Annotated in this window: 23 protein-coding genes; 12 read left to right on the top strand and 11 right to left on the bottom strand. The window is 70.5% G+C overall.

Features of this window, described 5'->3' with window-relative positions; translation table 11 throughout:
* Window positions 1–403 precede the first annotated feature (403 nt).
* Both ABEA43_RS55130 and ABEA43_RS55125 read left to right on the top strand, forming a co-directional pair.
* A complete protein-coding gene (locus tag ABEA43_RS55130) occupies window positions 404–1,021 on the top strand; it encodes a TetR/AcrR family transcriptional regulator (RefSeq protein ID WP_345575135.1) in 618 nt (205 codons plus the stop codon).
* A 207-nt stretch (window positions 1,022–1,228) separates the two neighbouring features.
* The gene (locus ABEA43_RS55125; RefSeq protein ID WP_345575132.1) at window positions 1,229–1,528 is read left to right on the top strand and encodes a hypothetical protein; all 300 of its coding nucleotides are present in this window, start codon (window positions 1,229–1,231) and stop codon (window positions 1,526–1,528) included.
* Here ABEA43_RS55125 and ABEA43_RS55120 read toward each other — a convergent pair.
* The 3 genes from ABEA43_RS55120 to ABEA43_RS55110 form a co-directional block, all read right to left on the bottom strand.
* Window positions 1,468–1,905 carry a hypothetical protein gene (locus ABEA43_RS55120; RefSeq protein WP_345575130.1) on the bottom strand — a complete coding sequence of 146 codons (438 nt, stop codon included), beginning with the start codon at window positions 1,903–1,905 and terminating at the stop codon, window positions 1,468–1,470. The two genes, ABEA43_RS55125 and ABEA43_RS55120, sit on opposite strands and share 61 nt — an antisense overlap.
* Before the next feature lie 10 nt (window positions 1,906–1,915).
* Complete coding sequence (locus ABEA43_RS55115; RefSeq protein WP_345575128.1) at window positions 1,916–3,325, bottom strand: hypothetical protein; 1,410 nt, start codon at window positions 3,323–3,325, stop codon at window positions 1,916–1,918.
* Window positions 3,326–3,514: 189 nt separating this feature from the next.
* A complete protein-coding gene (locus ABEA43_RS55110) occupies window positions 3,515–4,252 on the bottom strand; it encodes a nucleotidyltransferase domain-containing protein (RefSeq protein WP_345575125.1) in 738 nt (245 codons plus the stop codon).
* A gap of 143 nt (window positions 4,253–4,395) precedes the next feature.
* Here ABEA43_RS55110 and ABEA43_RS55105 point away from each other — a divergent pair, with 143 nt between their 5' ends.
* Together ABEA43_RS55105 and ABEA43_RS55100 are read left to right on the top strand one after the other, a co-directional pair.
* A complete protein-coding gene (locus tag ABEA43_RS55105; protein WP_345575123.1) occupies window positions 4,396–5,340 on the top strand; it encodes an acyltransferase domain-containing protein in 945 nt (314 codons plus the stop codon).
* Window positions 5,341–5,455: 115 nt separating this feature from the next.
* The gene (locus tag ABEA43_RS55100; protein WP_345575121.1) at window positions 5,456–6,265 is read left to right on the top strand and encodes a phosphotransferase family protein; all 810 of its coding nucleotides are present in this window, start codon (window positions 5,456–5,458) and stop codon (window positions 6,263–6,265) included.
* 67 nt (window positions 6,266–6,332) lie between these two features.
* Here the strand turns inward: ABEA43_RS55100 and ABEA43_RS55095 are convergent, their stop codons facing one another.
* Window positions 6,333–6,875: a CAP family protein gene (locus ABEA43_RS55095; protein ID WP_345575119.1), complete on the bottom strand. Its 543-nt coding sequence runs from the start codon at window positions 6,873–6,875 to the stop codon at window positions 6,333–6,335.
* 167 nt (window positions 6,876–7,042) lie between these two features.
* Here ABEA43_RS55095 and ABEA43_RS55090 point away from each other — a divergent pair, with 167 nt between their 5' ends.
* Together ABEA43_RS55090 and ABEA43_RS55085 are read left to right on the top strand one after the other, a co-directional pair.
* Window positions 7,043–9,022, top strand: coding sequence for a serine/threonine-protein kinase (locus ABEA43_RS55090; RefSeq protein ID WP_345575117.1), 1,980 nt, complete (start codon window positions 7,043–7,045; stop codon window positions 9,020–9,022).
* Window positions 9,023–9,146: 124 nt separating this feature from the next.
* Entirely contained in the window at window positions 9,147–10,538 is a 1,392-nt protein-coding gene (locus ABEA43_RS55085; protein ID WP_345575115.1) for a serine hydrolase domain-containing protein, read from the top strand.
* On the opposite strand, the gene ABEA43_RS55080 is transcribed toward ABEA43_RS55085, so the two are convergent.
* The gene (locus ABEA43_RS55080; RefSeq protein ID WP_345575113.1) at window positions 10,529–12,307 is read right to left on the bottom strand and encodes an ABC transporter ATP-binding protein; all 1,779 of its coding nucleotides are present in this window, start codon (window positions 12,305–12,307) and stop codon (window positions 10,529–10,531) included. The genes ABEA43_RS55085 and ABEA43_RS55080 overlap by 10 nt on opposite strands.
* Window positions 12,308–12,664: 357 nt before the next feature.
* Here ABEA43_RS55080 and ABEA43_RS55075 point away from each other — a divergent pair, with 357 nt between their 5' ends.
* Window positions 12,665–13,150 (top strand): DUF1062 domain-containing protein, encoded by a 486-nt coding sequence (locus ABEA43_RS55075; RefSeq protein ID WP_345575111.1) that lies wholly within the window; start codon window positions 12,665–12,667, stop codon window positions 13,148–13,150.
* A 105-nt stretch (window positions 13,151–13,255) separates the two neighbouring features.
* On the opposite strand, the gene ABEA43_RS55070 is transcribed toward ABEA43_RS55075, so the two are convergent.
* Entirely contained in the window at window positions 13,256–13,855 is a 600-nt protein-coding gene (locus ABEA43_RS55070; RefSeq protein ID WP_345575141.1) for a TetR/AcrR family transcriptional regulator, read from the bottom strand.
* A 101-nt stretch (window positions 13,856–13,956) separates the two neighbouring features.
* Between ABEA43_RS55070 and ABEA43_RS55065 the strand changes: the two genes are divergently transcribed.
* The gene (locus ABEA43_RS55065; protein WP_345575109.1) at window positions 13,957–14,706 is read left to right on the top strand and encodes an SDR family oxidoreductase; all 750 of its coding nucleotides are present in this window, start codon (window positions 13,957–13,959) and stop codon (window positions 14,704–14,706) included.
* An 88-nt stretch (window positions 14,707–14,794) separates the two neighbouring features.
* On the opposite strand, the gene ABEA43_RS55060 is transcribed toward ABEA43_RS55065, so the two are convergent.
* Window positions 14,795–15,235, bottom strand: a complete 441-nt coding sequence (locus tag ABEA43_RS55060; RefSeq protein WP_345575107.1) for a MarR family winged helix-turn-helix transcriptional regulator — start codon at window positions 15,233–15,235, stop codon at window positions 14,795–14,797.
* Between the two features lie 87 nt (window positions 15,236–15,322).
* Between ABEA43_RS55060 and ABEA43_RS55055 the strand changes: the two genes are divergently transcribed.
* On the top strand, window positions 15,323–15,736 hold the full coding sequence (locus tag ABEA43_RS55055) for a nuclear transport factor 2 family protein (RefSeq protein ID WP_345575105.1): 414 nt from the start codon (window positions 15,323–15,325) through the stop codon (window positions 15,734–15,736).
* Between the two features lie 456 nt (window positions 15,737–16,192).
* Window positions 16,193–17,515: a tetratricopeptide repeat protein gene (locus ABEA43_RS55050; RefSeq protein WP_345575103.1), complete on the top strand. Its 1,323-nt coding sequence runs from the start codon at window positions 16,193–16,195 to the stop codon at window positions 17,513–17,515.
* On the opposite strand, the gene ABEA43_RS55045 is transcribed toward ABEA43_RS55050, so the two are convergent.
* The gene (locus ABEA43_RS55045) at window positions 17,516–18,040 is read right to left on the bottom strand and encodes an aromatic-ring hydroxylase C-terminal domain-containing protein (RefSeq protein ID WP_345575139.1); all 525 of its coding nucleotides are present in this window, start codon (window positions 18,038–18,040) and stop codon (window positions 17,516–17,518) included.
* Between the two features lie 84 nt (window positions 18,041–18,124).
* On the opposite strand from ABEA43_RS55045, the gene ABEA43_RS55040 reads away from it, so the two are divergent.
* On the top strand, window positions 18,125–18,277 hold the full coding sequence (locus ABEA43_RS55040) for a hypothetical protein (RefSeq protein WP_345575101.1): 153 nt from the start codon (window positions 18,125–18,127) through the stop codon (window positions 18,275–18,277).
* 11 nt (window positions 18,278–18,288) lie between these two features.
* On the opposite strand, the gene ABEA43_RS55035 is transcribed toward ABEA43_RS55040, so the two are convergent.
* The 3 genes from ABEA43_RS55035 to ABEA43_RS55025 all read right to left on the bottom strand — a co-directional run bounded on the left by ABEA43_RS55035 (window position 18,289) and on the right by ABEA43_RS55025 (window position 22,058).
* Complete coding sequence (locus ABEA43_RS55035; protein ID WP_345575099.1) at window positions 18,289–19,074, bottom strand: MerR family transcriptional regulator; 786 nt, start codon at window positions 19,072–19,074, stop codon at window positions 18,289–18,291.
* A gap of 37 nt (window positions 19,075–19,111) precedes the next feature.
* Window positions 19,112–20,605 carry a serine hydrolase domain-containing protein gene (locus ABEA43_RS55030; RefSeq protein WP_345575097.1) on the bottom strand — a complete coding sequence of 498 codons (1,494 nt, stop codon included), beginning with the start codon at window positions 20,603–20,605 and terminating at the stop codon, window positions 19,112–19,114.
* A gap of 115 nt (window positions 20,606–20,720) precedes the next feature.
* Window positions 20,721–22,058 (bottom strand): aminotransferase-like domain-containing protein, encoded by a 1,338-nt coding sequence (locus tag ABEA43_RS55025; protein ID WP_345575095.1) that lies wholly within the window; start codon window positions 22,056–22,058, stop codon window positions 20,721–20,723.
* A gap of 79 nt (window positions 22,059–22,137) precedes the next feature.
* Between ABEA43_RS55025 and ABEA43_RS55020 the strand changes: the two genes are divergently transcribed.
* The gene (locus tag ABEA43_RS55020; RefSeq protein ID WP_345575093.1) at window positions 22,138–22,761 is read left to right on the top strand and encodes a LysE family translocator; all 624 of its coding nucleotides are present in this window, start codon (window positions 22,138–22,140) and stop codon (window positions 22,759–22,761) included.
* Window positions 22,762–22,788 lie beyond the last annotated feature (27 nt).

Here is a 22,788-nt window from a genome sequence, read left to right as displayed (position 1 = left end):
CGCCGTCATTGGTGATCGTGGGAGCGCCCCACTTCTTCTCCAGCACGACGTTGCGGCCCTTGGGGCCCAAGGTCACCTTGACGGCGTCGGCGAGCTGGTTCATACCGCGCTCGAGACCGCGCCGGGCCTCCTCGTTGAACGAAATCATCTTCGAAGCCATTGCTGCTCCTGCTCTTGATGGGCGTGCCTTGACGGGGCGTTGTGAAGGGCGGTGCCGGGACGGCGCCCGCGACGGACGGTCTGACGGCATGCGGACAGCAAGCCGCAGACCTCGCCGTCCCGGCACACGCCTGGTGGTTGGCACTCTCGGCGTGTGAGTGCCAGGCGTCTCGTCGCACTCTACCCACAACTTGCGTGTCACGCACATGGTGCGCGCCGCGCATTTCTCTAGTAGAGTCGCCGCATGAACGATGACGACGCCATGGACCTCCGGGCCCGCAACAAGCAGGCCACCAGGGAGGCGATCGGCCATGCCGCGCTGCGCCTGGCCATCGAGCTCGGCCCCAGCGGGCTGGCCGTGGTCCGGGTCCACGACATCGCCACGGCCGCGGGCGTCTCATCGCGCACCTACAACAACTACTTCTCCAGCAGGGCGGAGGCGATCTGCGCGTTCCAGGCCGACCAGTCCAAACGCGCGGGAGACGCGCTGCGCTCAAGACCCGCCGACGAGCCGCTCGACCAAGCGCTCATCGCGGCGATGGTCGAGCTCTACACCGACCCCGAGCCCGACAAGGCCGGCCTGCGCATGATCATGTCGACGCCCGAGCTGGAGGGCGAGGCGCTGAAGGCGTTCAGCATGGGGGAGGGGCCGCTCGCCGAGGCGATCGCGGCCCGCACGGGCACCGACCCGGAGCGCGACCTGTTCCCGGCGGTCACCGCGGCGGCGGTCGCCGGCACCGTCCGCGTCGCGGGCCGGCACTGGCTCGCGCCCGGAAACACCGAGCCCTTCGCCGCCATCCTGCGCCGAGCCCTGTCCTGCGTCGTCCCGATCGCTCCTGCCGAAGGCATGAAAGACCGGTAAGTCACCCCTACGTGGTTCCGAACGCTTCCGCGGAAGGCGCGCAAGACCGGTGAGTCGCTCCTGCGCGAAAGGCATCAAAGACCGGTAAGTCACCCCTACGTGGTTCCGAACGCTTCCGCGGAAGACGCGCAAGACCGGTGAGTCGCTCCTGCGCGAAAGGCATCAAAGATCGGTGAGTTACCGCAGCGCGGACCGGCCTTCAAACTGGTGGTCCCAGATCGCACCGCAGCCCCGACGGCCGCCGGCTCGCCGCCATCATCGCCCGGCGCCGAGCGCTGGCCGGACGAGCTCATGCCCCTCGACCTGACCGCCCTGCTCACCCGCGAGCTGGGCGACGACGCGCGCCTGCCGGACGTCGACATCGACACCATGGCGATGATCATCCGCGGTGCCATCGATTCGGCCGCAGAACGCCGTGCCCGCGACGCCGAGTTCGACCCCCGTCCCTACGGCAACGAACTCGCCGGCATGGTCGAAGCCCGGCTCTTCCCAGCAGGCGCCGTTTGACGTTCTGGAAGAGGGCCGGTGTAGGTGAAGTCGTCGAAGACCGACCCCTTGAGCACGGGGAAGCTCGCCGAGGGCGTCCACCCGTCCGGCAGCCGGTCGAGCACCAGGTGCAGGTGCGCCTCGGCGTCGGCGACGGTGAACGTGACGGTCGTGTGCTGGTCCGTCAGGCCGAGCACGGCGCTCGCGGTGCCTTCGACGACCACCTCGGTGTCCGTCTGCTGGAGCAGCGTGGCGTCGGTGAGGACCAGGTCGTCGGCGCCGAACAAGCCCGTCAGGACCGAGGTGACCGGCGGCGACTGCACCTGCGCGCCGGAGACGGTGAACGGCTGCGACGCGAGCGCGACCTGGATGATGCCCTGCAGGGCCGTGATGTCCATGGGTGCGCGCCTACGGGCAGGTGAAGGTCAGGACCACCGGGAAGTGATCGCTGAGCAGCCGGGCGCCGATGAGCCGGTCGTCGGCGATCAGGGCCGCCCTTCCCGGCGCGGCTTGGAGGTTCGGCGCCAGGGCGGCGTTCTTCTTCATCAGGGCCGCGTAGTGGGCCACCACCGTCGCCAGGCCGATCTGGCCGGCGGCCCCCGGGGCGCCCTGGACGATGTTCGCCGGGACGTTGACGACCTCCCCGGCGTCGGCCGCTCCCGTGCCGTAGGCCACTGCCGCGCTCGTGAGCCGGGTGCCGCCGTAGAAGAAGTTGTCGAAGGCGGCGGACGCGTACGGTGCCGGAGGCGGGCTGGCCGGCGCGGGGTTCGGCAGCGGGTACGCGCGCTGGATGGTTCCCTGCGTCGTGATCGCCGCGCGAAGGATCTGGGCGGGCATCTGGGCGGCTGCCGGCGGAGGTGGCAGGACGCCGGCGTAGGGCAGCGCGGGCGGCACGCCGAAGACCCCGGGGAGCGCGGGGGGCGTCGCCGAGCCGCCGCCCTGCGGGGTGGGGGTAAGCGCGTCGAGGGCCCGGCTGTTGGTCTGGGCGACATTGCCGCCGTTCGGGAGGTTGTTCAGGAAGTCGAGGTTGAAGTCACCGGTGAAGCACACCTCCCGCACGGGTATCGGCTGGTGAGCCGGGACGGCGTCGAGCACGTCGAGGTATCCGCCGGCACCCGCACCAGCCGGGTTGTCATTGAACAGCTGGGCGATGTGCAGTTGGTTCAGCTGGGCGACCTGGCCCTGTCCGAGGACGTTTCGCTGCTTGGCGCCACGGATCGCGGCGTAGTGGCACACGACGAACGGCACCAGGTAGTCGCCGGCGGCGGTGTGGATCCAGAACATCGCCAGAGCGGGCAACCTGAAGCCGTATCCGAGCGCGTACCCGCCGTTGGCGATCGTCTGGCCGCCGAACCGTGCGCGCTTCACTCCACGGGTCCGCGTGAAGAACACGTCGCACAGCGGGAGGGCGGGCCGGGCGGCGGCCACCGGGTACGCGGTCGCGGCCCAGTTGGCGCTGGGCCAGAGCTTGAACACGTTCCGCCTGAGGTCTCTCAGCGGTACGGCCACCGTCCCGATCGGTCCCGACGAGACGACCACCGGCCTGATCAGGTCGAGGTTCCGGATGAGAGCCGCGTAGCACTCGCGCCCCGTCGGCCAGGACAGGAAGTACCCGCGCCAGTTGTTGCCGGCCGCGCCGGGCTCGGCGGCGTTGAGCGCCTTCGACAGGGTCGTCATCGCGGTGTTGACGTTCGTCAGGCGCACCTCGAGCAGCAGGACGATGTCGACATTCGCGACGGCGATGGTCCGCGCGATGGCGGTGGCCAGGCCGGCGATGTTGAGCTTCTTGGCGCTGAGTTGCTCGATGTTCCAGTTCATGACCCGGATGTTCACCATGGCCGGGTCCGGTCGCAGGCCGTGGGCGTACGAGGCTCCGGGCCCTGTTCCGCCACGGCGAGGATGGCTCGTAGCCGCTCGATCACAGGGCGTAGTTAGCCCGATCCTGGCATCGCCCAACCGCGATGCTGGCAAAAAGCGTGCCATGAGGCCGAGGCGGATCCGGCTCCCTCAGTCGAGGGTCTCCTTGACGAGGTCGAGGTAGGCGTGCCCAGCGGCGACGCTGTCGGGCAGGCCGAGCGCCGCGAACCCGGCCAGCAGCTCGCGCAGGGCGGCGAGGTGATCCTGCCAGGAGGCGCCGGGCGCGTAGGGGCCGCCGAGGAGCTCGATCATCCGGGCCGTCTCCGGCGAGCGGCGGGCGATCTGCTTGCCCGCGATCGGGATCATCGCCAGCCGCGCCATCTGGTGCTCGATGGGCCGCTTGAGGGTCGGCGGCTCGTGTTCGCCGGTGCTGAGCAGATCGGAGAAGGTGGCCGGGAGCCGATCGAAGCCCTGCCGGTCGAGGATGACCGCGCTGTCGGCGGGCCAGCCGGCCCGCGAGATCGGGTGGATGTGCCAGTCGACCCAGAGCGGGAGCCCGTCGATGACGTAGTGCAGGGCGAGTGCTCTGGTGCCACGCGGGCCGTTGTGGCGGGCGTCGAAGGCCGCCGTCAACGTCCCGGGGCTCGAAGGGAGGCGGCCGGGCGCCGCGTAAGCGTCGAGCTGCGCGTCGTCCACGAACACGAGCAGGTCGATGTCGCTCCAGTCGTCGGCCCGGCCCGCGCCGAACGACCCGACCAGGGCGGCCCCGGCCACCCCGCGGTCGCCCTGGAGAGCGGCGGTCGCGGCGCTGAGCCAGCGGGACCGGACGCCGGCGAGGCGGGGAGCCGGCGGCGCCGTGCTGCTTTCCGTTCTGCTTTCCGTGCTCATCGCGACATTTCAGCGCCCCGGGCGAAGCGCCGGCAACCCATTAAGCGCTCAGGGTGCGTGGGGAGAAGGAAGCGCCGATCGACTCCAGCGAGAGAGCCTGGTCGCGTATCCATGGCGTAGCCGGTGATCGTAGGATCGTCCGCGTGGATCTGGACGACACCGCCGCCCGGCTCGGCGTACCCGTCGAGGACGTCGATCGCGTGCACCGGCTCGCCGGCGACCTGCCCTCGGCTCCGTTGCCCGCCAAGGCCGGCGCGCCCGCGATTCTCGACCGGCTCGCGGTGCGGCCGGACGACGCCGCCGAGATCATGGCGGGCTGGCCCGACCCCGGCTCTCCGCTGTGGACCCCGGAGCTGCGCTGGCTCCTCGACCGGTCGATCGCCCTGGTCCGCGCCGATCTCGGGGGCCACGGCTGGCTGCCACCCGGTCCTGAGCTGCCGCGCGAGCGGGGCCCCGCCTGGCGGCATCTCTACGTGTACGCGTACCTGGCCCTGGTCGACGTCGTCATGAGCTACCACGGCGACCACGGCATCGCCGATGCCGTGTCGTGGGCGACCCTCGCGGACCTGGGCCGCAACCTCGTGATCGACCGGCGGATGCACCGCGAGGGCTGGCCGGTCATGCAGAGCTGGCTGACGCTGCACGCGCGCGGCAGCATCTACGAGCTGGGCCGGCTGCAGCACCAGCGCGGTGGCACCGCCATCGACCTGCACATCCCCGAGTCTGGGCCGATGAGCCCGGAGACGGTCGAGGCGTCGCTCGACGAGGCCCGCGCGTTCTTCCCACGGCACTTTCCCGACGAGCGTTACACGGCGTTCTCCTGCGGCTCATGGCTGCTCGATCCGCAACTGCTGGAATACCTGCCCGCGGACTCCAACATCATCCGGTTCCAGCGGAGGTTCGAGCTGGAGCCCTACGAGGAGCCGGAAGGGCAGGACGCCAACGTCGAGGTGCTGCGGTTCGTGTTCCGCACCCTGACCACGCCGCTCGACCAGCTGCCGCGCCGCACCGTGCTCCAGCGCGCGATCGTCGACCACCTGAAGTCCGGCCGCCACTGGCGCATCCGCCGTGGCCGCTTCCCGATCTAGCTTGACAGCTACCCCTGCTTGGATCACATTCGTCCAGTGCGGGAAGGGTAACCAGCGCGGTCCAGGTCTCACGGAGCCGCTGCTCGCTTGGGTCGAGGCAGAGCTGGGCGGCCGGATGGCGGTCAGTGCCGTTCGTTCCCTGCACGGCGGGGAAAGCCCGTGGCGGATCGATCTGACGGCATCCGACGGGTCGGCATTCTCCGCGGTCCTTCGGTTCCCGAGCAGCCGGATCGGGCCCGATCAGATCGCGACGAACGCAGCGGCGCTGGCCGTCGCCGAGAAGCACCGCTTGCCGGCTCCCCGCCTGCTCGCGGCCGATCTCGACGGTCGCGCGGCCGGGACGCCGGCAAGCTTGGAGAGCGTCGTGCCCGGGACGAGCACGTGGCCCGCCGCACCTTCCGCTGAGCTGCTCTTGGCGGCAGGCGCCGCGATCGCCCAGGTCCACACCGTCATCCTCGATCCGCAACCGCGGCTCCCGTTCCGGCCCCGCCCTATCGCGGTTGACGACTTCGCCCAAGACCGCCGAGACGGCCGGATGCCGACCACCGCACTGCTCCACCTGGCCGACGAACGAGTCCAGTCGATCAAGGCTCCAGAGGCGCCGGTCGTGTTCGTGCACGGCGATGTGTGGCCCGGCAACACGGTGCTTGCCGGCGGGGCGTACGTCTTGATCGACTGGAAGACCGCCGGCGTCGGCCATCCTGGCGTTGACCTCGGTGAGCTGCGTAAACAAGTCGCGATCTGCTACGACGACGACGCCCCCGGACACGTGTTGGAGGGCTGGGAACGAGCCAGCGGCGCGCGGGCCGGCGACATTCCCTACTGGGACGCCGTTGCTGCCCTGAACACGCCTACCGAGTCCTACAGCCCCTACGCCACACTCCGGCGTGACGACTTCCTCCAGGCCGCGATCGCACAGTTGTGATCGCGTCAGCTTCGCGTGCCGCCGGGGCCGGGCGAGTGCTCGCCCGGCCCCGGTCGGCCTGGTGGGCTCAGGTGGGCAGGACGTTGTCCGCGAAGGCGCCCTGCATGTTCCCGCGCGCTTCGAAGACGAACACGATGTACGTCTCGAAGTACTCACCTGGCTGTCCCGCTACGCGTGCGATGCCGACCTTGGTGCTGGCCTTCCAGACCAGCTGGGTGAAGTGGCCGGCGCCGGAGGAGAACTTGGCGGCGGCGAAGTCGTAGGCGGCGATCTCGTCGTACCACTTCTTGACCGCTGCCGATCCGGGCAGAGCCTCGGCGTCGCCGCCCCAGAAGATGTTCTCGCCCGTCTGCGTGCGCAGGCCGGTGTGTCCGGCCTTGAGCATCTCCTCCTCGGAGCGGGAGGCGGCCCGCTCCTGCGCGTAGGCGTTGAGCTCGGGGTCCATGACCATCGGCGGCGCATGGTGCTTGGCCCGGTAGGCGTTGGCTTCGGCGAGCGCTTCGGCCTGGAACTCCGGCGTGGTGGCGTTGGGCAGGGCTGGGCGGGTTGCGGTCATGAGACACCCTTCGAGCAGCGCGAGGCCGCCTGCCGGATAACGATCGCTGCTCATCGCGGTTTCCTACCGGCGGGAGGCGGCTTCTTCCACGGCCGCCCACCGCTCATCCTCCGCCGCTCGCGGGAAACCGCCAGATACCGCTGCTGTCCAACATGGGACACCCTGCCACACCGATTGCGTGGATCTCCGAACCGACGACGCGCTGGCGACGTCTTTATAAAGTGATCACTCAGGATTCGTTGCTGGGGGGCCGGTATCGCCTGCTGGCACGGCTCGGCAGCGGCGGGCACGGCGAGGTCTGGCGCGCGCAGGACACCCTGCTGGCCCGGGTCGTCGCGGTGAAGACGATACGTGCGGCGCTGGCCGACAACCCCGAGTTCGCGGTCCGGTTCCAGGCCGAGGCCCGCTCGATGGCCACGATCGACCATCGCGGCGTGGTGAGCGTGTTCGACTTCGGGATCGCCGAGACGACCGGCGGGCGCACCCCATACCTGGTCATGCAGTTTCTCGACGGTGAGCCGCTGCACCTGCTGCTCTCCCGCCGGGGGCGGATCGCCGCCGGCGCGACGACAGACCTGGTCGCGCAGGCCGCCGAAGCGCTCCAGGCGGTGCACGAGGCCGGCGTGGTGCACCGGGACGTCAAACCCGGCAACCTCATGATCCGGCCCGACGGAACGGTCGCCCTGACCGATTTCGGCATCGCCAGAACCTTGGAGGGGCACAAGCTGACCGCCTCGGGCATCGTGCTGGGCACCGCCACGTACTGCGCCCCCGAACAGGCCGAAGGCTCCCCGCCCACGCCGGCGATGGACGTGTACGCGCTGGGCGTGGTCGCGTACGAGTGCCTGGCGGGGCGAGTGCCCTTCGAGGGCGAGAACGCCGTCGCGATCGCGCTCCAGCACCTGCACGATCCGCCCCCGCCACTCCCGGACGACGTCCCGGCCGGTGTCGCGGAGATCGTCATGCGGGCCCTCGCCAAGAACCCGGCGGATCGATGGCCGAGCGCCGCCGCCCTGGCCGCGGCGGCCCGCGCGCTCGTCGGCAGCCTGGAAGCGGGACCCGCGCTCATCGGCGGGACGGAAGCCGGCACAGGGTTCCGAGCACCGGATCGTGCTCCGGCCACCGCTGGCACGGAATCCGGCGGAGACCCGAGGAGGGCAGGTCGCCCCCGGCGAGGCGTGTTGCTGGCGGGAGGCGCGATCGCCGCGGCGATCGCAACGGCACTGGCCTGGAACCTGCTTCACACCGGCACGCCGCCCTCGACAGGGGCCCAGGCGCCCACCGGCGAGACGTCGCCGAGCGCCGCCCTGGAGCCCTCGCCGAACCTCGTCACCCACGCCGAGGACGACGAACCTCACGACACAGCCACGAAACCCGGCAAGTCGGCAGACCCGGACGCGTCCGCGGCTGCTCAGGACCGCCCCACCACGACGGGCACCGGTGTGATCGTCGGCGGCATCGTCTACCTCGGCGGGCCCTCTCCCGGCCTGTCGGCCGCGGACCGCTACCGTCCCGGGCTGGTCGAGGTCTTCACCGGCAAGGGCCGGCGCATCACCAGCAAACGCTCCGAGCAGAACGGGTTCCGCTTCGCCTTACCCCAAGGCGGCTACCGCCTCCAAACCTCGATCGGCGCGGGGACCTGCTCGACCACGGTCACGGTCAAGCAGGGCCGGACCACGCGAGCGGACCTGAAGTGCACCATCCCCCAGCCTCCGCCCTCAGGCTCGCAGAGCGCCTCCATCCACGACAAACGCGGCGACGCCAAGGCCGGCTCGCACGCGGGCGCGGCGTCCGCGTACGCGGATCTCGTGAGCGCCGTGGTGCGGGGCGATCAGGAGGGCGCGACCGCCGAGTTCACCACCGCCGGCGCCATCCCCGCGAGCGCCCCCTCTGAGGGGAACAGCCGCAGCACCTGGACCGTCTCCATCGAACAGGACGGCAAGACCGCCATCGTGTCGCTCACCGGTACCAAGGGCGCGTGGACCCTGCAGTGGGCGGCGGAGAACGCCAAGACCGGCCGGAACGACGAGGTGACGGTCGCGGCCAAGCCGGTGATCTCGGGGGCGCGGATCTCCGTCGCCCTCGCGCCCCGCGCACCGTTGAAGGCGGCGCCGATCGACTTCGCCAAGCCGTACCGGATCGTCGGCGCCGGCTCGAACGTGATCCACGTGTTCCACGGCTGGACGGACTCCGCCCCCTGATCGCGTCCGTGGCGCAGGGCATACACCTGACTTTCGTCAGGGGTGCTTCTGGACGGTCGGCCGATCCGGAAAGGGGTCGTTCCTCTCTAGGTTTCTTCGCGTTCCCCTCGAAACGGAGAAACCAGTGAAGACCCTGCTGATCGGCCTCACGGCGGCGCTCACCCTCGCCCCGGCCCCGCAGCTGACGCCCGGCACCATCGACGCCTACCTCCGGCAGGCGATGGAGGCGACCGGCCTGCCCGGCATGTCCGTGGTCGTGACCCATGACGGCGAGGTCGTGCACGCGGCCGGCTACGGCCGCGACTCCGAGGGACGCCCGATCACCGAGGACACCCCGATGCGCGTGGCCTCGGTCAGCAAGTCGTTCACCGCGATGGCCGTCATGACGCTCGTGGAACGCGGGAAGATCGCGCTGGACGAGCCGGTGGCCGGGCAACTGCCCGGCTTCGCCATGGCCGACCCGCGCGCGGCCCGGATCACCGTGCGGCAGCTGCTCAACCAGACCTCCGGCCTGTCGGACACCACGGTGGACATCGCCTCCCTGGAGGAGGCCACCTCGCTGGACGGCTACACCGCCCGGCTGGCCGGCTCGTGGCTCGCCGCCGGCCCCGGCACCCACTGGGAGTACTGCAACGTCAACTACGACCTGGCCGCCAGGCTGGTCGAGGTCGCGAGCGGTCAGCGGTTCGGCGACTTCATGCGGGAGCGGATCTTCGGCCCGCTCGGCATGAGGAGCAGCGCGGTCAGCGACCAGGTGGTCAGGCCGGCCGACGGTTACAACTCGGTCTTCGGGGCCTGGCTGCCCCGGCCCGAGCTCGCCGGATTCCTGAACGACGGCGGCGCGGGCAGCGTCATCACCACCGCCGCCGACATGGGCAAATGGCTGATCACGCAGACGGGCGACGGCAGCCCGCTGGTCAAGCGGCAGAGCCTGAAGACCATGCACACGCCGACCGCGATCCGTCCGTACGGGATGGGCTGGGGCGTCGAGGAGGACACCGGGCAGCTCACCCATTCGGGGAACCTGTTCACCTACACCGCCGTGGAGGCCGTCTCGCCCAAGACCGGCTACGGCTTCGCCGTCATGGCGAACAGCGCCGCGCTGACCGACGAGACCTACACCGTCATGCTCGGGCTGACGGCCCTGAGCGAGGGCCGGACGCCGGAGCCGCTGGGGGGCGACCGGCAGACGTTCGAGCTGGTGCTGGCCGCCATGGCGGCCGTCGCCGCAGGGCTGGGCGTCTTGGGGGTGCTGCGGGCCCGGCGGTGGGCCGCCCGGCGGGGCCGCGCGTGGTGGCGGGCCGGGCTGCGGCTCGTGCCCATGCTGCTGCCGGCGGCGGTGCTGGCCGCGTACCCGGACCTGATCTCGCTCATCAGCAACGGGAGAGAGGTCACCTGGAGCCAGATGACCTACTTCCCCGCACCCTTGACGATCACGCTGGTGGTCGCGGCGCTGGCCGGCCTGGCTACGGCCGTCACCCGGCTCTGGAGGCTCAGCGCCGTAGCTCACCGATAGGCGCTGGCCTGCAGCGTGTAGAGGTCGGCGTAGAGGCCGTCGAGCGTGAGCAGCGTCTCGTGGTCGCCCTGCTCGACGACCTTGCCGTGGTCGAGGACGTAGATGCGGTCGGCGTGGCGCACGCTGGCCAGGCGGTGGGTGATGAGCAGCACGGTGCGGCCGTCGGAGTGGTCACGGATGCGTTCGAACAGGGCGTGTTCGGCGCGGGCGTCGAGGGCCGCGGTGGGTTCGTCGCAGATGAGCAGGTCGGCGTCGCGGTGGAAGCCGCGGGCGACGGCGATGCGCTGCCATTGGCCGCCGGACAGCTCGTGACCGTCCTTGAACCGGCGGTCCAGCAGGGTGCGGTAGCCGTGCGGCAGGGTGTCGATGACCTGGTCGGCCCCGGCCACGGCGGCGGCCGACACCAGGGCGGGCTCGCCCTTGTCCGTGCCCATGGTGATGTTGTAGCGGGCGGTGAGGGGCCAGCGGGTGTGGTCCTGGGCGATCACGGCGGTGCGGGTGCGCAGGTCCTCCGGGCTGACCTGGCGCAGGTCGGTGTCGTCCCAGCGGACCGTGCCCGTGTCCGGTTCGTACAGGCCTGCGAGGATCTTGGACAGGGTGGTCTTGCCTGAGCCGTTCTCGCCGACGAACGCGATCACCTCGCCCCGCTTGATCTCGACGGACACCCCGCGCAGGGCCGGCTCCCCCGCGCCCGGGTAGGTGAAGGTCAGGTCGTCGGCGGTGATGCGGTCGAAGCCCTCGGGCGCGGGCAGCGGGCGCGGCGGGATCAGGCGTCGCTCGGCGTCGGCGCAGAACTGCAGGAAGTCGGTGAAGTAGAGCCCCTGCTCGTAGAGGCTGTTGGTGGTGTACATCAGGCTGGACAGCGAGCTCTGACTCGAACGGATGGCGAGAACGGCGGTGCCGGCCACGGCGAGGGGGATCGCGCCGAGCAGCAGCAGCGCGCCGAGGGCGGCGTAGACCACGGCGCTGCCGACGCCGCCGAGGGCGTTGCCGATGAGCCGGGTGAGCGTCTGCCGTCTGACCAGCTTGAGCATCTCCTCCTGCTCGGCCCGGGCCACCGCGTCGTATACGCGCAGCAGGAAGCGCCGCATGGTGAACGCGCGGACCTCGGCGGCGGGCTCTCGGTCGGCCAGCAGCTCGGCGATGATCCACTTGCGGCGGCGGGCCGGGCCGAGCCCGTACACGGTCGAATATCGCTGGCGCGCGCTGCGGACCGCGGCCCATGAGTCGGGCAGCACGGCCAGCAGGAGCAGCGGGAGCAGCACCGGATGCAGGACGCCGAGGACGCCGGCCGCCGCCACGAGGCCGTTGTGGAACTCGGGGTCGTCGAAGGCGACCAGCTCGACCCGGCTGGTCACGGTGTACATCCGCGCCTCCGAAGCGCGTTCGATCTGCGGGCTGAGCCGCGCCTCGGCCCAGCCGGCGCCCGCCTGCAGCAGGGTGCGGACCACCGCGGCGGCGCCGACCAGGACCAGGTTGGGCAGCGCCGCCAGCACTCTGTCAGGGGTCGGCCCCTCGCTGAACAGCGCGGTGAGCACGCCGGTGGTGGCCAGCAGGCCGAACGCGGTGACGACCCCGCCCAGCAGGTTGAGCGAGACGGTGGTCAGGGTGTCGCGCGGGCTGGCCTCCCAGGCCATGCGAAACGCCTGGACGATGAGTGCGGGCAGCCGCCTGGTGATGGCCAGGAAGCCGGCCCCGGCCATGGTGGCGCGGTGGACGTGGTGGTCGGAGGGCGCGATCTCGCCGAGTTCGAGGGGCTCATCGGGCATGAGGGGAGTGTGCCCACGGGGACCGACATTCCCGCACCGGGTCCGCCGGCGCGAAAAACCGGTTGAGCTTTCCTTGCGAGATCTCGTACGTTGCCTGCGGCCCCGTCGCCGTGAGGACAGAGGACGAACCGCGTGACCCCGCCTGCTCTTTAGACCTGACACCTTCTTTCGCTCACCTTCAAGCCGGCTCTCTCGCCGGCTCCGCCGGGCTGCCCATGTGCGCCCGGTCATACAGCGTTTGAGGCCGCGCGTAATCGGCCTCGTGTCAGGTCTAGAGAGATCATGTCTTCACAACCTCATACTGTGCTGCCCTGGGTCGTTCGCCGGACCAGGCTGCCGCTGCTTACGTTGCGGTGCGTGGACTGCCCGTCGGAGTCGGCCACCACCGCCGAGGGCAGGTTCCGCATCAACGCCAACGGCAAGCTGCTGGACGTGTGGCTGCTGGTCCGCTGCGTGTCCTGCGCTCGGACGAGCAAGCTCAGCGTGTACGAGCGAACGCCGGTGGGATCCTTCGATCCGGCCGAGCTCGACGGCTACCACGCCAACGATCCGGAGCTGGTGGCGTCCACGCTGCTGGATCCGCTGCTCGCCCGGCGCAACCGCTTCACCCTGGACTGGACGGAGGCCTGGCGGCTGGACGCCCCGTCGGCAGGGCTCGGCGAGAAGTGGCCGGTCCAGGTGGAGGTCGTCTTCGAGGATCCGGTGCCGGTACGCCCTGAGCGGCTCATCGCGCAGGGACTCGGCCTCAGCAGGAACGAGGTGCGGCGCCGGATCAAGTGCGACATTCCGCTGCGCCGTACGACGAGTGCGGGATTCACCTTCACCGTGATGGCCGGAGACTAACCGGGATGTAGGTCGTGCTGCGGTGGCTCCGGTGACATGGAGCCACCGCAGCACGGTCGGAGCGGACCGGCTGGTCCGGTCCTCTGCCCGCGAGAGCGGCAGTCGTCAGGCAGGCGGCCAGTTGCGCAAGGCCGCGTCAGCCACCCGCTGGAGTTCGTCGCGGCCGGCGCCGCCGGCGGCCTGGACGGCGATGCCGTTGGCCACGGTCATGAGGTATCGGGCGAGCAGCGCCGGATCGGCGGCCGCCGGCAGGTCGCCTTCGTCGACGGCCCGCTGGAACCGGTCGCGCAGGTGTGAACGACCCTCGTCGCGCCAGGCGGACAGGACATCGCGGGTGGCCCGTCCGGCGTCGCCGGCGGCCAGCGAGCCCTGCACGGCCAGGCATCCGGCGGGGCAGCCGGGCCGGGTGGACGCCCTGACCGAGCCGGTGAGGAAGGCCGTGGCCACCTCCCGGGCGGTCGGCTCCTCCAGCGACCGGGCCGCATACGCGGCGGGGCCTTCGGCGTAACGCTGCAGGGCTTTGCGGAAGAGCTCCTCCTTGTTGCCGAACGCCGCGTACATGCTCGTCTTCGCGATTCCCATGGCGCTGGTCAGGTCGGTGAGGCTGACGCCCTCGTAACCCTGCTCCCAGAAGAGCACCATGGCCCGCTCCAGGGCCTCGTCGGCGTCGAACCCTCGCGGCCGGCCTATCGGCGCACTTCGCATGCTCTCCACGCTCCCGATCATACTCCTTCTGTACCGATCGGAACGGAAGTGCTATCGTCTCGTTCTGTACCGACTGGAACAGAATTGGGAGGGGTTTCGAGATGGGTCGTCTGGAAGGCAAGACCGCTGTCGTCACCGGCGGCGGCACCCGGGGAATCGGCCGGGCCACCGCCGCGCGGCTGGTGGCCGAGGGGGCGCACGTGTTCATCACCGGCCGCCGCAAGACCGAGCTGGACGAGGCCGTCGAGATCCTCGGCCCGGCGGTCACCGCCGTACCGGGTGACGTCACGGATCCGGCCGACCTGGACCGGCTGTACGCCACGGTCCGCGACCACGGCCGGGGCCTGGACGTACTGTTCGCGAACGCGGCCACCGCCGCTTTCGCGACGCTCGAACAGACCACCGAGGAGGAATACGACCGGATCTTCGATGTCAACGTCAAGGGCACGCTCCTGACGGTGCAGAAGGCGCTGCCGCTGCTCAACGACGGCGCCTCGGTGATCCTGAACGCCTCCACCGCCGCCGAGCACGGTGCGGCGGCTTTCGGCGTGTACTCGGCGTCCAAGGCGGCCGTCCGGTCCTTCGCGCGCACGTGGGCGAACGAACTCAAGGACCGGGGCATCCGCGTCAACGCGATCTCGCCGGGGCCGATCGACACGTCCGGGATCACCGAGCTCTTCGGCGAGGAGAACGCGGCCGCCGCCAAAGCGAACCTGGGCGCCGGTGTCGCGATGGGCCGGATGGGGCGCCCGGAGGAGGTCGCCGCCGCCGTGGCCTTCCTCGCCGGCGCCGACAGCAGCTTCATCATCGGCGCCAACCTGTACGTCGATGGCGGCGAGAACCAGATCTGAGACCGCTGCGCGGCGGTGGTGCATCGGCGAAGGTGGGCGAAGGCCGCTCGTCCTCCTGGCGGACATCCAGCTCACCGCCGGCCGATGCTCACCCTCCTTGGTGGTGCGTGAGCAGTTGAGTGAGCAGGCGGGTCAAGGTCTGCCTGTCCTCGGCCGGAAGCGGCCGGAGTAGCTCGTCCTGCACCTTGTCGAGTGCCCGGCCCATGCGCCGCAGCTGCCGATCACCCGCCGTGGTGAGGGTCACCATGTTGCGCCTTCGGTCGTTCGGGTCCGGCGTCCGCTCGACGAGGCCCTGCTCGGCCAGCTCGTTGATCGCCGCCACGACGTCGCTGCGGTCCATGTTGCACCGGCGGCCGAGCTCGGCCTGACTGGCCACCCCGAACTCGTCCAGCGCGGCCAGGATGCGGAAGTGGTATCCACGCGCACCCACTTCGCCGAAGCCGTCGGACGACAACCGGTGGGCGTGCACCGCCAGCTGGGTGAGCAGCCAGCTCGGCGTCGCGGCCAGTCGTGCGGGTGTCTCTTCCACGACAGCCACCCTACATCGTTGGCGCAGCCAACGAGTCTGTGTATAGTTGGCGACGCCAATGTTGGAGTCACCAACGAAAGGGACGCCATGTCCACCGATACTTTGATCGCCGACCGTATCGAGATCGCCGACCTGTTCACCCGCTTCGCGCTCCTGCTCGACGAGGAGCGGTGGGAGGATGCTGGCACCGTCTTCGCCGACGATGTGGTGGTGCACTCGCCTCGTGGGGGCGAACTCCACGGCATCGACAAGGTCGTCGCCTTCATGCGGCAGGGTGAGGTCGAGGGGCAGCACGCCCAGCACACGACCACTGACCTGCTGGTGAACGTCGACGGTGACCAGGCGGCCGCCTCGGCGAACTCGATCGTGTACTACTACCGCGACGGCCAAGCCCCCCACTTCACCGGCGGCCTGCGACTGACTTCTGCCACGGTACGGACGCCGGCGGGCTGGCGACTCCGCGACGTGCGGATCATGCCGGCCTGGACGCGCGACAACTGACCTCTTTCCGGGGAGCTGCGGACGCGGCCCGCGCCTCGTCCGGATTTCGGCCGTCGGATCCGGACGGGGGAGAAGAGAGGCTGGCAGCGGCGGAGCGACTCGCTGCCAGCCTCTCGCGTCGTTGATACGGACCGCCCAGGCCTGGCGGCCATGACGATGACGATCCTGCCCTCATCGCCGTCCAGCTCGTCGACGGCTGCCACCGTCGGTTGCGGCCGTGACACGGCCATGACACGGCGCGGACGAGGCGGGGACACGGCTGGCCGACAGTGGACGACGTCGGTCGGCGGGCGAGTGCCGGAGGGCGCTGCGAAGCGATCCGGCCGCCCGCATCGGGACGACACGGTACGGCCCCGGCACCACGGCGTCGCCCTCATCAAGCAGGGCGAGACGCGCCGGCCGCCCGGCCGCCCGGACAGAAAGTCACGGCGAAGGTGATCACGAAAAGGAGCAGATGTGGCTGATGACAGGCAATGGGACCGGCGTTCGGTATTGCGGGGTGCCGTCGTGCTGGCCGGTGCCGCCGCGACGGTGCCGCTGCTGGGCGGGCCGGCCACCGCGCTGGCCGGCAGCGGTGACGCGGACGCGCTGTTCGAAGCCGGGGAGTTCGAGGAGGCCGGTCGCGCGTACGAGGAGATCCTGAAGAAGGATCCCAAGAACCTGCACGCGGCCCGCCGGCGCGGCTATGTGGGGCTTCTGGGCAACAAGTTCGCCGACGCCGAGAAATACCTCAAGATGGCCATCGCGCTGGCCCCCGACGACAAGGACGCCAACTACTTCCTGGCCGACTGCTACATCCGGCAGGACAAGTTCGCCCTCTCCGCACCCCACTGGAAAGCGGCCGGCGAGGACAGCTACGCCAAGTGGTTCGCGGCAGTCCGCGGCGCGGCGTACCAGGTCCACGGCGACATCGCGCGGCTGCCCTTCCAGCAGATGGACCCGAGCCCGCTGGTCGAGGCCTCGGTCAACAGCGGACCGACGAAGCGCTTCACGTTCTACACCGGCGCCCCGAACCTGAGCATGCGCGCGTCGGTGGCCAAGGAGGCCGGGCTGAGCCCCGTCGCCAGTCAGAAGATCGACTACGAGGACGGCACCATCTGGGCGTACTACGGGATACTGGAGTCCTTCAAGCTGGGCGGCATCGAACTGCGCAACGTCCCGGTGGGCTGGTCGGCGACGGAGTCGGGCGAAGACGTCGACACCGACAGCGACGGCCTGATCGGCACGTGGGTCTTCTATCACTTGCTGACCACCTTCGACTACGCGGGCCGGCAACTGATCCTGCGCCCCAGAACCGCCGCAACGGCCAAAAAGGCACGCGCCGCCGCCACCAAGGCGGGCGCCGAGTCCTTGCCGTTGTGGCTGGCCCGTGAGCAATACCTGCACAGCACGGGCAGTTTCGCCGGTGCCGCCGGCTCCCGCACAGGGGTGGTGGGCGTGAACCTCGGCGGAGTCAGCGAGATCGCCGCAGGCGTGCGCGGGAAAACGGGCGAGCAGTTGGGGATCCGCACCGACCTCGACCGACAGATCGGGACTTTCGCCCAAAGCCACCCGGCCGTCGTCTACCCCTGCTACCCGAAGGAGATCCGCCTCGGCAACGCCGTCGCCAAGGAGGTCTACTGCTACACGAACCCCAACCAGCCGGTCAACGTGCCTTCGCCGTACGGGACAGGGTTCGACACGATGGGCTGGTTCTCCCACTGCTTCTGGAAGCCCTACAACATCACCGTCGACTTCACCGACATGAGCCTCCACGTCGCCCGTGGCAAAGCCGCCTGATCACTGCGATCGCACGGGAGCTACCTGGGACTGCCGGCTCCTACGGGCGCGGGGGCAGGGCGGACCAGTCGCCCTCACCCCCTCGCCCGAAGCCACCATGACGATCAACTGCCTGGACACAGGTCGATCAGTAGGTTGCGGCCGAGCTCGTGGTGGCGCCCACAGTAGTAAGGGATGGCTGCTTCGGCCGAACCAATGGGCAGCGGCCTGCTCGAAGGCTGCCGGATCAGGGTCGCGATCGCCTGCCCAGGCGACCACGCCGTCGGGCCGGACGAGTACGGCCCCGAACCCGAGGTCGTTGCTCGCCGGACCGGCCGCGTACCGGATCCGGCTCGCCCAGCCCGTCGCGGAGCCGTGCAGGCGTCGGCCGGTGCTGAAGTCGAGCGCGCCGCCTCGCCCGTCCTGCAGCAGGTCGCCGAGACGGGTGCCGTCCTCCAGACGCAGGTCCGGGGCACTGCGGCCGACCAGCGGCTGCTCACTGCCCAGGTCGTAGCGGATCGACGACCCCGAGGTCTTCTCGAACACGTAGGTCGTCCCGTCACGGGTCGCGATCAGCGCACTGGACGGCGTCCCGGTCGTGGTGACCGGCAGCGCGGATCGCACCGTCCGGTGTGGGACCTGGACAGTGGCCGTCAGCTACGGCAGGCGGACCTGCCCGGCGCGGTGTCGCACGTCGCCGTCGCGTCGGCTGATCGGCTGATCGTCGCGTTCGGTGACGACCTCGCCGTCCTGGCACTGCAGCCCCCGGCAACGGAGTCGTGAGAAGCCCGAAGTCAGTGGGGGTTCGGCCGGGGGATGTGGATGCCGGCGGCGCGGAGCCTGGCCTCGAAGAGCGCGGCCAGCCGCGCCGCGGTCGGCGTCCGCTCTTCGCCGTGGTGGGCGATCAGCGTGTACCGGGTCGCGGACTCGGTGCGGGCTTGCAGGCTGGTCACGGTCTTCAGCAGTGCGGGGTTGGCGAGGTAGTGGTCGGCCGCGGCGGTGGCGAGCTCGGCGATACGGGGATCGTCCGGCTCCCAGGCCGCGGCCTCGGCTGCGCGCCTGGTCAGGGCGACGAGCCCGGTGTCTTCGAGGGCGTGCTCGAAATCGGTGAGGTAGGCGTCGAAGCCTTCCGGGACCAGCGCCTTGGCCAGCACCCAGCCCTCCCTGGTGGCCGCCACCTCCGCCGCGGGGAATCCGAGGCCGAGCATCCGCTCCAGCAGTGCCACAGCGCGGTCGGGCAGGAGAGCCCGGTCACCGTCGGCGAGTCGATGCAGCGTGTCACGCCGCGCGGTCAGCTCCTCGATCCGTTCGGTGAGCTGCCGCTCGACGTCGGTGAGCGCGGTGGCGAACAGGGCGGCGTCGGCGCCGAGCAGGGGCCCGATCTCGGCCAGCGGCACCCCGGCGGCGGCCAGCGTCCTGGCCTGCACCAGCCGCAGCAGATCGGCCGATCCGTAGCGCCGGTAGCCGGAGCTGTCGCGCTCAGGCTCCTCGACCAGGCCCAGCTTGTGGTAGTGCCGCACCGTCTTCACGGTGACGCCGACGAAGGCCGCCGCCTGCCCGATCGTGACCCCGTTCCGCATCTTCTTGAGTATATGGACGGGCCGAGCTGCCTGACGCTCAGTCCGCCTGCTGAGCCGGCTCACCGCGGAACACCTCGTTGAGTAGCCGTTGCTGGGCGCTCTGGAATGCTACGGCGATCGACAGGTCGGCGTCGTCCACGCAGTTCAGTGCGGCGGTCAGGGTCTTGCTGCCGTCGGGTGTGCTGTACATCAGCGCCGCGTGGCCCACGGCGGCGCCGTTGTGGGAGATGAGGGTGCCGCCGTCCGTGCTCACCACGAACACTCCCAGCCCGTAGTCCATGTTCGGGATGCCCGTCGGGTGCGGGGTGCACATCTCGGCCAGCAGCGGGGCCGGCAGGAGCTTGCCGCCCAGCAGTGCGGAGATGAACGTGTGCAGGTCGCGGGTGGTCGAGATCATGTCGCCGCCGCTGGAGATCCAGGAGGGGTTCTGGCGGGTGATGTCGATCGTCTTCTGCTCGCCGGCCTCCTCGTACCGGTAGTACGCGTGGGCGTGCGGCTCGGGGATCTCCGGTGAGTCGTCCGGGAGCACGGTGCCCGTCAGCCCGAGCGGCCCCAGGATCAGCCGCCGCATCTCCTCGGCGACCGAGCGGCCCGTGACCTTCTCGATCAGCAGTCTGGCCAGCACGTAGTTGGTGTTGGAATAGCTCCAGCCCGTCCCCGGCTCGAACCGCGCCGGCTTGGACAACGCCAGCTCCACCAGCTCCTGCGGCCGGTAGGTCTTGAACCGGTCGTCCACCCATTCCCTGCCCGTGGTGCTGTACGGGATGGGGATCCCCGGCGCGAACGTCCCGTCGTCGTAGACCTCGCCACTGAAGTTGAACACCCCGCTGGTGTGCTGCAACAGCATCCGCACCGTGATCCGCGCGTCCAGCCCTAGCTCAGGCAGGTAGTGCGCCGCCGGGGTGTCGAGCTCGACCTTGCCTTCGGCCACCAGTTGCAGCACCACGGTCGCGGTGAAGGTCTTGGTGTTGCTGCCGATCCTGATATGTCCGTCGATCGGCGGCTTGGCGCTCTCGCCCAGCTCGGCCGCTCCGGCGCTGCCGGCCCATTCGCCGCGCTCGTCGTGCACGCGCAGCGACACCCCGAGGAAGCCGGATTCGACGATCTCCTCGATCGCCTTCCGCAGCTCCGGGCGATCCTGCCCGGCGGAGTCGAGGGCGGCGGTGATCTTGCGGGCCATCTCGGCCGCGGTGCTGCTGGGCTGGGTCTGGGCGGCTTCGATGGCGAGCAGGATGGTCCTGCGGAAGTTGCCGGCCTCGGCCGGGGCCTGCTCGCCGAGCAGCGTCATGGCCGTGGTCAGGGCGGGCAGCACCCGGTCGGCGAGCTCGGCGACGGTCCTGCCGTTCAGCTCGATGTCCTTGGTCTTCGCGGCGAGCACATGCCCGACCAGGCCGGTCGCCGACGTCAGGGCGACGGTGGCGTTCGTGGCGGCCTTGTGGGGCGAGCCGGTGGCGGCGGCCAACAGCGATACGGCCCCGTACGCGGCGGTCCGCAGGGTGCTCTTGTCCTGCTCGGAGAGGGTGATGGACATGGTGGTTCGCTCCTTCAAGACGGTGATGTCCGGTCGGCGTCGTGCCGTTGCGAGGAGCTTCCACCCTGACCCTAGGTCAACCTCAACATGATCTGGCTCACAGCTTCGGAGCAGGTCACTCGGCGACGAGGTCGTCCGGTGCAGAGCGCGCGAGGCCCGCGAGGGTGGCCAGAGCTCGGGACAGGATGTCCGGCGGCGGTGAGGCGAGGCCGAGGCGGACGGCGTTCGGCGTGCTGTTGCGGCCGACGGCGAAGGCGGCCGCGGGGGTGACCGCGATGCCGTGCCGGGCGGCCGCGGCCACGAACGTGTCGGCCCGCCACGGCGCGGGCAGCTCCCACCAGCAGTAGTAGGAGCGCGGGTCGCTGCGGATCGTGAACCCGTCCAGGTGACGTGCGGCTATCTCCTGACGCATGGTCGCGTCCCGCTGCTTGGCGCGGGCCACCGCCAGCGCGGTGTCGTCGGTCAGCCATCGGGTGGCCGCCTCCAGCGCAAACCGCATCGGCGTCCATCCACCAGAACGCAACGCCGCCGCCATGCCTGCGACGGCGGGGCCCGGTATGGCGGCGAAGCCGAGCGACAGGCCGGGCGCCAGCCGCTTGGACAGGCTGTCGACGAGGATCGTGCGCTCAGGCGCGAAGGCGGCCAAAGGCGGCAGGTCCTCACGGAGGAAGGACCAGATCGTGTCTTCGATCGCGGGCACGTCCAGGCGCGCGAGCACGCCCGCGAGCTCGGCCCTGCGCTCCACGGACATGCTGATCGACAGCGGGTTGTGCATGGTCGGCTGGACGTAGATCGCTTTGAGCGGGGCCTTGCGCGCGGCGGCCTCGACCGCCGCGGGGTCCAGCCCTCCGGCGTCGAGCCGCAGCGGGACGAGCGTGACCCCGATCCTGGCCGCGATCCCCTTGAGCACCGGGTACGTGAGCGCCTCGACCCCGAGCCGCGCGCCCGGCGGGACCAGCGTGGTGATGGCCGCCGCGATCGCCTGACGGCCGTTGCCCGCGAACAGCAGCCGCTCCGGATCCGGCCGCCACTCTCCGCGCGCGAGCAGGCCGGCGACGACGCTGCGCGCCAGAGCGGTGCCCGCCGCGCCGACCGGCCGCATGGACGACTCCAGCACGTCGGCCCGCAGCAACGGGCTGATGCCGTCGGCGAGCAGCTTCGACTGCTCGGGGACGACAGGGTAGTTGAGCTCAAGGTCGATCTTGCTGCCCGCGGGCTCGGCCAGGGCCGGTCCCGGCTGGGGGTCGGCGGCCCGCACGAAAGTGCCGCGGCCGACCTCTCCGACGGTCAGGCCACGGCGCGTCAGCTCCTTGTAGACACGGGCGGCGGTGGAGTCGGCGATGCCATGCCGGCGGGCGAAGACCCGTTGCGGCGGCAGCCGGTCACCAGGGCGCAGCCGCCCGGCGCCGATCTCTGCGGCGATGGAGTCGGCAACCCGACGGAAGTCCTCCACGCCGCCATCCAAACACAGGATTGCTCCGAGTTCAATTTGAAGTATTGTACCGAGATTGCACCGTCGATAGCGTCGGAATGTGATTGAACAAAGCGCGGTGCTCGGCGTCGTATCCGTGGCACTCGGAATGGTGCTCTCGCCCGGCCCGAACATGATGTATCTCGTGTCCCGGAGCACGAGCCAGGGGCGGCGGGCCGGGATCATCTCGCTGGCCGGGGTCGCGGCGGGGTTCCTCGTCTACCTGGTGGGCGCCAACCTCGGGTTGGCGGTGTTGTTCTCCGCGGTCCCCGAGCTGCTGACCGTCATCAGGATCGCGGGGGCCGGCTATCTGCTGTGGCTGGCCTGGAAGACGCTCAAGCCCGGGGGAGTGTCCGTCTTCGCGACGCGGGAGGTGCCGCCCGACCCTCCGGGCCGCCTGTTCGTGATGGGCCTGATGACCAACCTGCTCAACCCGAAGATCGCGCTGCTCTACATCTCGATCATCCCGCAGTTCATCAACCTCGGCCGGGGCGACATCCTGCTCCAGGGCGCCATCCTCGGCTGCATCCAGATCGCGGTCGCCCTCCTGGTCAACCTCTCGATCGTGCTGGCCGCAGGCGGCATCGCCGGCTTCCTGTCCGCCCGCCCGTCCTGGCTCCGCACCCAGCGCATCGCCATGGGCTCACTCCTCGCCGTCCTCGCCGTCACGCTCGCCTTCACCTGAGCAGCCGAGAGCCGGCGCACCGGGAGC

Source organism: Nonomuraea rosea, from assembly GCF_039539705.1.
GTDB classification, from domain to species: Bacteria; Actinomycetota; Actinomycetes; order Streptosporangiales; family Streptosporangiaceae; genus Nonomuraea; species Nonomuraea rosea.
Note: the sequence above shows the minus strand (reverse complement) of the source record. Positions and strands in the feature narration are given on the sequence as shown.